This window comes from Streptomyces sp. SID3212, from assembly GCF_009865405.1.
Classification (GTDB): domain Bacteria; phylum Actinomycetota; class Actinomycetes; order Streptomycetales; family Streptomycetaceae; genus Streptomyces.
In genome coordinates this window covers 1-6,988 of sequence record NZ_WWJY01000137.1, presented here as the reverse complement: position 1 = coordinate 6,988, position 6,988 = coordinate 1, and the positions used below count along the sequence as shown (strand labels likewise).

The window sequence follows — 6,988 nt, the reverse complement described above, 5'->3', positions numbered from 1 at the left end:
ACGCCCGGCCCGCGCCGGCCGGGCGTGCGAGGCGCGCTACTTCGTCGCGGTCTTCACCGCCTTGGGCACGAACATCTTGATGTCGGTCAGGCTCGCGCTGCCCTCGTACACGTTGGTGTACAGGTCCCCGATGACGAAGGAGTCGGGGTACGCGGATCCCGCCGGCCACTGGTTGGGCCAGGTGGCGCTTCCGTTGTTGTCGTTCTGCGTGAGCGTGTTGTTGAAGCGCCCGTCGTACTCGCTCGCCTTGACGTTGTAGTGCCAGATCGGCTTGTTGTCGACGATGAAGGGCCGGTGGAACCGCAGCGTCTTCTGCCCGGCGCGGGCGAAGTTGCCGCTGGCCTCCAGCGTGTAGCCGGTCGCGTCCCGCTCGATGGCGAAGACGTAGTCCTGGTTCGGCATCAGCTCGGGCTGGAGCTCGGCGGCGGACGACAGCTGCTGCTCGGCGACCCCGCCGGAGCAACTGGTCATGAACCACTGCGAGTTGCCCGCCAGACCGCCCTTGCCGGGGTTCCAGTTGGGCAGGCCGCTGATCCACATGTTGACCGTGTTGAAGCTGCTGTCCTTGTAGTCGTAGTACGTGTTCGTCGCGGAGTTGCAGACCCGCCCGCCGGTGCCGGTGCCCACCCGGTCGGGGTGCTGGGCGAAGGAGTCCATCAGGACCTTGCGGCGGTAGTGCCAGAAGTGGTTGTTGCGGGGCGCGGGGTTCGCGAAGTCGACGATCGACAGGTAGTGGAAGCCGTTGTAGCCGTACTTCCCGGCGCGGACGTCCTGCCACTCGCAGTACGGCGCCGACGCGTCACCCTCCCAGCCGGGGCTGTTGGAGCCCTCGCCCCAGGGGTGCTGCGTCTTGCAGCCGTCCTTGCTGTAGCCGTTGATGCGGTTGCCGTAGTCGATGGTGCCGTTGCGCTTCCCGCCGAAGTCCAGGGTTTTCAGGCGGTATTCGATGCGGTACTGGTCGGGCAGCGCCTGGGTGGGGCGGAAGATGGCGCCGCCGGTGTGGTCGGGCACCTTGAGCTGGGCGACGGTCTTGCCGCCCGCCCTGCCGTTGGTGATGGAGGGCGCCTTCTCGATCTGGCCGTCCTTGTTCCAGTCGCGGGCGGACAGCGAGGCGGTGAGCCAGCCGCCGTCACCGACCTTGAACTCTTTGCGGTAGGTGGCGAAGGAGTTGAACGCGGTGTCCCAGGCGGGGCCGTAGTCGTTGCGGTACCACTGGCCGTTGTCCTCCATGATGGTGTCGAACGGCTGGCTGTACGTCTCACGGGTCCACGGGGTGCGGTTCGGGTCGAGCGGCTTGCTGAAGTTCTCCGAGTGCAGCAACTGCCAGGCCGGTGCCTTGGGGGCGGCAGCCGCGGGCGCGCCGGCCGGGACGGCCGCCGCCCGTGTGCTCGCGTCCTCGTCCGGCGCGGCCGAGGCCGTACCGAGGGTGAGGGGAACGACAAGCGCGCCGCAGACCAGGCCCGCCAGCGCGTAACGATGAGTGCGGGTCATCAGAAATTGCCTTCCGGATCGTAGTATTTCTGGGCGTTCTCCTTGGTGACACGAGGGGACGGGACGACCGTGTCCTTCTCGGTCTTCTTTCCGTCGAGGATGTCCACGGTCCTGTCGAGGCCGAGGCTGCCGATCACGTCGGCGTCGTTGAGTCCGGTGACCAGGTAGTTGGTGCCGTCGAGGATGGCCTTGAGCGCCTCCGCCTGGCCGTCCACCCCGGCCAGCACGATCTCCTTGTCCCGGCCGGCGTCCTTGATGGCGCGCTGGGCGCCCAGGCACATGGCGTCGTTCTCGCAGAAGACGGCGTCGAGATCGCTGTGCGAGGCGAGCAGGCTCTCCATGACGGTGAGTCCGCCGTCCGAGCTCCAGTTGCCGAAGTCGGGCGCCTCCACGATCGTGATGCCGGGGGCGCCCTCCAGCGCCGACTTCACCCCGTTCGTACGGGCCTGGCCGATGCTGTTGTCGGCGGGGCCGCCCTTGACGAGCGCGACCGTGCCGCCCTTGGTGAGCCGCTCCACGAGGAACTGGCCGTTCTGCTTGCCGATGGCCTCGTTGTCGGGGCCGATCCAGCTGCTGTACGTGCCGGTGCGGAACTTGCGGTCGACCAGGACGGCGGGTTTGCCCGCGGCCTTGATGGAGTTGAGGACCGCGGGCGCGGACTCCAGCGGGCCGCCCGAGACGATCACGGCGTCGACGTCCTTGCTCAGCAGGTCCTCGACGTTGGAGGCGAGCTTCGCCGCGTCGCCGCCCGCGTCGGTGCTGACGGTGTCGACGCCCTTCTTCTTCGCCTGCGCCTTGATGGCCCGGTCCATGCCGTTGAAGTAGGGGCCGCTGAGCGTGAAGTTGGCGATGCCGACGGTGTACGAACCGTCGCCTTTGCCTCCCGTACCGCCGTCGGAGGAGCAGCCGGCGAGGGACGCGGCGAGCGCTCCGGCCACCAGGACCCCGGACGCTTTCTTCGTGATCATGAGGTTCGTGCCTTTCCGGTGCGCTGGACGAGGATGACGGCGACGATGATCAGGCCCTTGAGCACCTGCTGCCAGAAGCTCTGCACGTCGTAGAGGTTGAGCAGGTTGTTGATCAGCGCGAGGACGAGGACACCGGCGAAGGTGGCCCGTACGGAGCCCTTGCCGCCGGCCAGGCTCGCGCCGCCGATCACGCACGCGGCGATCGCGTCGAGTTCGAAGGCGGTGCCGACACTGGGCTGGGCGATGCCGACGCGGCTGGCGAGGATGACCCCGGCGAGGCCCGCGCAGGCGCCGCTGATGGTGTAGGCGAGGACGATGTGGCGGCGTACGCCGATGCCGGCCAGCCGGACGGTCTCCGCGCTGCCGCCGATCGCCACCAGGGAGCGGCCGGCCGGGGTGCGGCTGAGGAAGATCCCGCCGAACAGGAAGACCCCGAGCATGATCAGGGTGGAGACGGGGATGGGGCCGAGGACCGCGGACCCCAGCTCGAAGAAGCCTTCCTTCTCGGGCGCCACCGGCGTCTCCGAGTAGACGAACGCGAGGCCTCTGATGGTGGTGAGCGCGGCGAGGGTCACCACGAACGGCGCGAGCTGGAAGCGGGCCACCAAGGTCCCGTTGACCATGCCGAAGGCCATCCCCGAGGCGATGCCGACCAGCATGGCGACGGGGACGGGGAGCCCGGACGACAGCCCGGCGGCGACGATGCCCGAGAAGGCGACCACCGAGCCGACGGAGAGGTCGATCCCGCCGGTGAGGATGACGGTGAGCATGCCGTAGGCCAGCAGGCCGGTGGTGACCATCTGCTTGAGCAGGTTGGTGATGTTGCCCTCGGTGAGGAAGGCGTCGGTGGTGGAGCCCGCGATCGCGACGAACGCGATCAGCAGCACGGCGAGCCCGGCCTCCAGGGTGAGGTCGCGCCCCGCGACGATCAGCCTCGGCGTCCGCCGCCCGGGGGTCCCGTCGCCGGCCGGCCGCGCCGGCTCGCCGGGGCCGTTCGACTCGGGGGGCTTGGTCAGTTGGTCGGTCATGCGGCGTGTCCGATCGCGTGGGCGAGGACGGTGTCCTCGGTCGTACGGTCCGAGGGGAGGTCCGCGGCGATCCGGCCCTCGTGCATCACCAGCACCCGGTCGGTGGCGCCCAGCACCTCGGTGAGGTCGGAGGAGATCAGCAGGACGGCGAGCCCGTCCCTGGCGAGCCGGTCGAGCATCCGGTAGATCTCGGCGCGGGTGGCCATGTCCACGCCCCGGGTCGGCTCGTCCAGCAGCAGGACGCGCGGACCGGTGAGGAGCCATTTGGCGAGGACGGCCTTCTGCTGGTTGCCGCCGCTGAGCGCGCGGACGGGGAGTTTCGCGGAGTGCGCGGGCCGGATGTCCAGTTGCCTCACCATCGACTCGACCTGGCGTCCGCGTGCGCCGGTGTCGAGCAGGGGGCCCCTGGTGAAGGCGCGCAGGGTGGTGAGGCCGATGTTCTCGGCGGTGGACAGGCCGAGGACCAGGCCGGTGCGCTTGCGGTCCTCGGTGACCAGGGCGAGTCCGGCGGCGATCGCCTCACGCGGGGTGCGGAAGCGGTCGGCGGTGCCGCCGGCCGTCCTGACGGTCCCGGAGCGGGCGGGTTCGGCGCCGAAGACACAGCGGGCCAGTTCGCTGCGACCGGAGCCGACCAGGCCGAACAGTCCGGTGATCTCGCCCGCCCGCAGGGTGAAGGAGATGTCGGCGAACTCCCCCGGGCGGTGCAGTCCGGAGACGGTGAGCAGCGGTGCGCCCGGGTCGTGGCGGCGATCCGGGTAGAGCTGTCCCGGCCTGCGGCCCGCCATCAGGCGGATGAGTTCGTTCTCGTCGGTGCGGTCGGGGGTGGTGGTGGCGACGGCCCGGCCGTCCTTGATCACGACGATGGAGGTGGCGAGTTCGGTCACCTCGGCGAGGCGGTGGGAGACGTACACGACGAGGACGCCGCGCTGCTGTAAGCGGCGGATCAGCGCGAAGAGCTCCTCCAGGTCGTTGCCCGCCAGCACGGCGGAGGGCTCGTCGAGGACGAGGACGCGCGGCTCGCCGCCCTCGCTGACCAGCGCCTTGGCGATCTCGACCATCTGCTGTCTGGCGACCGTGAGGCGGCCCGCCCGGGTGCGGGGGTCGATGGCTCCGTACCCGATGGACTCCAGCAGGTCCCGGGCGCGGGCATGGGCGGCCCGCCAGTCGATGAGGCCGCCGAGCCTGCGCGGGAAGTGGCCCATGAGGAGGTTCTCGGTGACGGACAGTTCGGGTACGAGGGTCAGTTCCTGGTGGACCGTACGGATGCCGTGGAGGTGCGCGTCGTGCGGGGAGCGCAGGTCGACGCGCTCGCCGTCGAGCAGGAGTTCGCCGGCGCTCATCCGTTCCGCGCCGGCCAGGATCTTGATCAGGGTGGACTTGCCGGCCCCGTTGGCGCCGACCACGGCGAGGACCTCACCGGCGTGCCCGGTCAGGTCGACGCCGTGCAGCACCTCGGTGGCGCCGTACGCCTTGCGCACCCCGCGGATCTCCAGGGCGGGCGGCCGGGCCCCCGGGGAGGTACGGGTCGTGCTGGTCACCCGAGGGCCTCCATCACCACGATGGTCTTCTGGCGGGTGAACTCCAGCGCCGTGTCGTGCAGGCCCTCGGCGGAGCCTCCGGTGTCCTTGGGGCCGCCGAAGGGCAGGTTCTCGGCGCGCAGCGCGGTGGAGCCGTTGATGACGACCCCGCCGACGTCCAGCCGGTGGGCGAGCTGGAAGGCGCGCCGGATGTCCTGGGTGAAGACGGCGGCCTGGAGCCCGTACGGGGACTCGTTGGCCATCCGTACGGCGTCGAAGGGGTCGGTGAACCGGGCGACGGGCGCCACCGGGCCGAAGATCTCGGCGGCGAGCGCCGGGCTGTCGGCGGGGACGTCGACGAGCACGGTGGGATCGCTGAACGCGCCCCTGCGTCCGCCTCCCGCCGCTTTGCGCGCGCCGTCGGAGACGAGTGCGGCGACGGCGGCCTCGACCCGTTCGGCCGCTTCCTCGCTGATCAGGGGGCCGACGTCGGTGCCGTCGGCCAGCTGGTCGCCGACGGTGAGCTTGGCGGCGCCCGCGAGGAGCGCGTCCACGAAGGCGTCGTGGATGCCGTCCTGGACGTACACGCGCTTGACCGCGCAGCAGATCTGGCCGTTGCCCCGGGCCAGCCGGCCGAGGACGACGGCCTGGGCGGCGGCCTCCACGTCGGCGTCGTCGCAGACGATCAGGGCGTCGTTGCCGCCGAGTTCGAGGTGGACCTTCTTGAGGGTGTCGGCGGCGCGGCGGGCGATCTCGCGGCCGGCGTGGGTGCTGCCGGTGAGGCTGACGGCGGCGGCGCCGGGCCGGGAGGCCAGTTCCTGGGAGACGTGGACGCCTCCGGTGAGGAGCTGGTGGGCGCCTTCGGGGGCGCCGGCGCGGGCGACCAGTTCGGCGATGCGCACCAGGGCGAGCGGGCAGCGTACGGGCGGGTGGACGAGTACGGCGTTGCCCGCGGCGAGCGCGGCGGCGGCCTTGTGGGCGTACAGCTCGACCGGGTAGTTGAACGGCACCAGGGCGGCGACGGGGCCCAGGGGTTCGCGGACGGTCACGGCAAGGTGGCGCTCCAGGCCCGGCACGGCGTCCAGGGGGATCTGCCGGCCGAAGAGCCGGGTCGCCTCCCCGGCGTACCCGCGGAAGATCCGGATCGCCGCCTTGACCTCCTCGGTCGTCTGGAAGAGGGGTTTGCCGTTCTCCGCGGCAAGTAACCGGGCCAGGTCGGCGGCCTCGGCCTCGATCAGGTCGGCGATACGGAGGAGGAGTCGGGCCCGCTCGTGGGCGGGCAGGGCGGCCATGGCGCGCTGGCCGCGTTCGGCGGTGGCGAGGGCGGCGGTCAGCTGCTCCGGAGTGCTGTCCTCGATCTCGCCGAGGAGTTCGCCTGTTCCCGGATTGTGCACGGGCAGCGGGGCGGTACGGGTCGACATGCGTCGCTCTCCCTGTACTGGCTTTGGCAGTTGGTCATGTCTGCGGAAAGTCGCTGCGATGCTGGCGCACCCTCAGTAATTCGTCAACAGATAAAACAAAATGGCTGGAGCACAGCGGTCGTGACCGTTCGGGCACGGCCGGGGGTCCGGTCGCCGCGAACGGCGTCCCGCGCGCGGCGCGTCTTCCCCGGGCGATGAACGGGGAGTGACCGGCTCCGGTACGGCGCGGGAGGGCCCGGCGACGGTTCGCCACCGCCGGTGATCCCTGTGCGGTGATGGGTGTCGAGCGTTGGAACGTCGTTCACGCGCAGGCCACACCCGGTGCCAACCATCAAGGAGTAGCCAGGGGGCCGACCTCCGGCACGCTTGCTGACGCGTTCGCACTCGGGGAGTCCGCACCATGTCACGCATACGCTCCGCAGTCACCGCGGTCGACCGCCGGTCCTTCCTCGCCGCCACCGGTGCGGTCGGCGTCTCGGCGGGAATCGGACTCGCGCTCGGCGCGGGCGGCAGCTCGGGCGAGGCGTCCGCGGCAGCCGCGCCGACCACGCCGGCCGTCCCCG

At 70.9% G+C, this 6,988-nt stretch carries 5 protein-coding genes; all 5 read right to left on the bottom strand.

Translation table 11 applies throughout. The features are described 5' to 3' along the window. Positions 1-36 precede the first annotated feature (36 nt). From GT042_RS03950 to GT042_RS03930, 5 genes are read right to left on the bottom strand one after another with little or no spacing between them, the layout of a single operon-like run. A complete protein-coding gene (locus GT042_RS03950) occupies positions 37-1,491 on the bottom strand; it encodes a mucin-5B (protein ID WP_161307296.1) in 1,455 nt (484 codons plus the stop codon). Continuing rightward, positions 1,491-2,459: a substrate-binding domain-containing protein gene (locus GT042_RS03945; protein ID WP_161307295.1), complete on the bottom strand. Its 969-nt coding sequence runs from the start codon at positions 2,457-2,459 to the stop codon at positions 1,491-1,493. The genes GT042_RS03950 and GT042_RS03945 overlap by 1 nt, the downstream gene beginning before the upstream one ends. Beyond that, positions 2,456-3,487 (bottom strand): ABC transporter permease, encoded by a 1,032-nt coding sequence (locus GT042_RS03940; RefSeq protein ID WP_161307294.1) that lies wholly within the window; start codon positions 3,485-3,487, stop codon positions 2,456-2,458. The genes GT042_RS03945 and GT042_RS03940 overlap by 4 nt, the downstream gene beginning before the upstream one ends. Then, positions 3,484-5,025, bottom strand: coding sequence for a sugar ABC transporter ATP-binding protein (locus GT042_RS03935; RefSeq protein WP_345943671.1), 1,542 nt, complete (start codon positions 5,023-5,025; stop codon positions 3,484-3,486). Before GT042_RS03935 ends, GT042_RS03940 begins: the two co-directional genes overlap by 4 nt. Then, a complete protein-coding gene (locus GT042_RS03930; RefSeq protein ID WP_161307293.1) occupies positions 5,022-6,425 on the bottom strand; it encodes an aldehyde dehydrogenase family protein in 1,404 nt (467 codons plus the stop codon). The genes GT042_RS03935 and GT042_RS03930 overlap by 4 nt, the downstream gene beginning before the upstream one ends. Positions 6,426-6,988: the final 563 nt, after the last annotated feature.